The organism is Dietzia cinnamea NBRC 102147 (assembly GCF_001571065.1).
GTDB classification, from domain to species: domain Bacteria; phylum Actinomycetota; class Actinomycetes; order Mycobacteriales; family Mycobacteriaceae; genus Dietzia; species Dietzia cinnamea.
The window spans coordinates 1-2,867 of record NZ_BCSW01000112.1 but is presented as its reverse complement, the minus strand read 5'-3'; the positions used below and the strand labels follow the sequence as shown (position 1 = coordinate 2,867).

Sequence of the window (2,867 nt, the reverse complement as noted above, 5' to 3'; positions counted from 1 at the left end):
TTTTCCTCTTGAGCAGAGGCGACGACGCTCCCGTGTCTGCTGTGGTTGAGACTCGAGAGCGTCGTCGCAGATTGTTAGGTCAGAGCATGTTGACCCATGCGAGACGGTCGCTGAGGAACACGTTGCCTTGGTAAAGGACCACGTACTCCCCGGGGGCGGCAGAAGGATCGCCGTCGAAGCAGAGGTCTCCAGAAGTCTGGCCACCGGGCGCGATTTCGCCAGAGTTGAAGCCTGATCCTGCGTTGTCGAACGGGGGCATCCCGCTCTTCGCTGCGCCGTTCGGATCCTGCATCTTCCAATCGAACATGTTGAACGAGTGCTGCTTATCGCCGTCGTTCTTAACGGTGATCGTCGTGCAGAGCTGCGGCGCCATGTAATCCGACTGCTGAGCCTGGAGAGGGGTCGTCGTGATTGAGATGTTCTTCTGTGTGATGGTTTCCCCTGCGTTGGCTGCTGTGTCCTTGTCGTTCTTGCCCTTGAACTGAACGCCGCCGCCTACTGCGTCGCCGGAGTCTTCGGACGCTCCTGAGCCGGAGTCCTGGGAGCTGTTGTCTCCTGAGCTGACCGTTGCGGAGTCGTCGTCACCTCCGCTGACAGCGGTGATGATGATGCCGAGAACGATGAGTACGCCGAGGACGATGAGGCCAATCTTCATGCAGCCGCCCTTTTTCTTGGGCGGGGGCTGCTGCTGGTAACCCGGCTGGGGCTGACCTTGCCAGTTCTGGTTCGGATCGCCTTGGGGGTACTGCGGAGGTTGGGACAATTCGGACTCCTAGAGTGCATGACGTTTACTTAGAACTTCTCAGACGATAGCCGGTGGGCGTAGATGGGTAGATAGAAAGCCACCGCTTAACCGGCAGGCCGAACGGGCGCTAACTCTCGCCGACCGCAGATAGGGCTGGGCCCAGGTGGCGTGGCGTCATCAGGCAGTTACGGGCAGGTGACCGCCTGTACGTACCTATGCCTTCCCCGGTGTCGGGCTACTTGATGGTGTCCCCGCCCTTGGTGTCGGTCTCGCGCAGCGAGTCGAGAACTTCACGCAGGGTGTCGGAGGTTGCTTCGGCGCGAACCCGGGCGCGGTCGGACTGCTCAGCCTCGGCGCGGGCCTGGTCCAGTTCGCGGCGTGCGCTCTCGAGCTGCTCGCGCAGCTGTTCCACTTCGCGGCGCAGCTGGCCGGCCTCCTCGGTGGCGCGGTCACGGTCGGCGACCGCGGCGACCTTGTCGGCGGTGGCCTGCTCGGCTGTGGCCAGGGCGTCGGCCTCGCCGGCGCGTGCGGCATCGAGGGCCACGGCGGTGGCCTCGTCGGCCTGCTCGGCAGCACGCTTCCACGCTGCAGCCCACACCGAGGCCACCATCGCCGCCATCGGCTCCGATAGGTCCGGGGCCTCGGGCACCTCCCCGGACGCCCCGGCGGCGTGCTCGCGCATCCACGCGGCCACCTCGCCGATCCGCACCCCCGCTTCGCGCTGCACGCTGCGCACGGTGAGCTTGTCCCCCCGGGCGGCGAGCGTGCCATAGGCCCGGGCGATCTTTTCCGACGACGACATGGCCGCCCTCCCAACACGTCAGCCCGTCGGTAACGGGTAACTAGTAACGTTACTAGTTACCCACGTTACCACTAGTCTGCCCACCCGAGGGAAGCCCTGGGCCGAACATTGCGCCCGCCCCGTCGATCAGGACGCGGCGGTCGTGCTCGGTTACGAGCTGGAGCGCAGAGCGGCGGCGTCCTGGCCGGTGTAGACCTTGCGGACACTCGCGGGATACCAACGCGCCCCACCCTGCGCAGTAGCGATCCCGTCGGCCATGAGTCCATCCGCGATGGCCTGCCACGTCTTACCGGCGGCGCGCTCGGCCACGATGCGGGAGACCACTGCGTGGGGGAGCGTCGAGGGGCGGCCGAGCCGGACGCCCTGGGCGCGCTTCACGGCCAGCGCGGCGCGGGTCCGCTCGCTGACAAGGTTGCGTTCGTACTCGGCCGCGGCGGCCATATTGCCGAGCATGAATCGGCCGGCGGCGGTGCCCGTGTCGATCTGTAGATCGCACATGACCAGCCCCCACCCCTCGGCGGCGGCCAGGGCGTCGAGGTCGAGCACGCGGGCAGCGGATCGCCCGATACGGGACAGATGCGAGGCGACGAGCCTGGAGGCTCGCCCCTCGGATACGGCGTCAAGAGCAGCGGACAGGCCGGGACGCTCGACCGGGGCGACAGAGCCGGAAACGCCCTCATCGATGAACCATGCGGTCACGGTCCATCCCTCGGCGACGGCGCGGGCGGCGATAGTGGCCCGCTGCGCCTCCAGCCCCAGGCCGGACACAGCCTGCTCTTCGGTCGAGACCCGGAGGTAGCCGACCACGGCGTCGGCGGGTGCTACGGGACGACGCTTGCGGGGCTTTCGTGGCGCGGTCATGCCACCAAATTTAAACCATACGGTCGATTAGTTTAAGAATGCTCTTTGGGCGCCAGTTCGACATACCGGGCAAAGAGCAACTCCAGCCGTTGCCGTTCGTTGCCGAGCTTTCGAAGCGCACCAAAAGCGCGGTCGACCTCCCGGTCGAGAACATCGTGGGCCTTGACCAGTGCCGGATCCATTGCCAACGGGTTATACGCATCAGCCAAGCTGCGCTCGGGATGCCGTTTTCGGGCGTCTAGAACACCTTGTCCGGCCTGGATGACGCGAAGCCTGGTGCCCTCATCGAGATCAGGCACAGGGAAGGTGTTCCATACAAGCGTGTTTGAGAAGCTGAGATCGGATTTCAATCGCCCTCCCACTGCTCTTTGCCAGGTGATGAACATCGAGGATGAGACCAGAGCTATCAGGAGACCGTCGGGGTCCTCCGCTACGTAGACCTTGTTCCCAGCGATTACC

4 protein-coding genes are annotated in these 2,867 nt (G+C 65.2%); all 4 read right to left on the bottom strand.

From position 1 onward, the window contains the following. Positions 1 to 79: 79 nt before the first annotated feature. Positions 80 to 763, bottom strand: coding sequence for a DUF4352 domain-containing protein (locus DCI01S_RS16280; RefSeq protein WP_156482666.1), 684 nt, complete (start codon positions 761 to 763; stop codon positions 80 to 82). Positions 764 to 980: 217 nt separating this feature from the next. Beyond that, on the bottom strand, positions 981 to 1,547 hold the full coding sequence (locus DCI01S_RS16275) for a DNA-binding protein (RefSeq protein WP_061230184.1): 567 nt from the start codon (positions 1,545 to 1,547) through the stop codon (positions 981 to 983). A 150-nt stretch (positions 1,548 to 1,697) separates the two neighbouring features. Beyond that, a complete protein-coding gene (locus DCI01S_RS16270; protein ID WP_061230183.1) occupies positions 1,698 to 2,408 on the bottom strand; it encodes a recombinase family protein in 711 nt (236 codons plus the stop codon). A 32-nt stretch (positions 2,409 to 2,440) separates the two neighbouring features. Next, the coding region (locus tag DCI01S_RS17025; protein ID WP_368664650.1) for a type IIL restriction-modification enzyme MmeI at positions 2,441 to 2,867 on the bottom strand (427 nt) is incomplete at its 5' end.

What these genes read in the sequence shown, in the direction of transcription:
- DCI01S_RS16275 (WP_061230184.1), bottom strand. Translation starts at nt 1,547, where the DNA reads ATGTCGTCGTCGGAAAAGATCGCCCGGGCCTATGGCACGCTCGCCGCC.
- DCI01S_RS16270 (WP_061230183.1), bottom strand. Translation starts at nt 2,408, where the DNA reads ATGACCGCGCCACGAAAGCCCCGCAAGCGTCGTCCCGTAGCACCCGCC.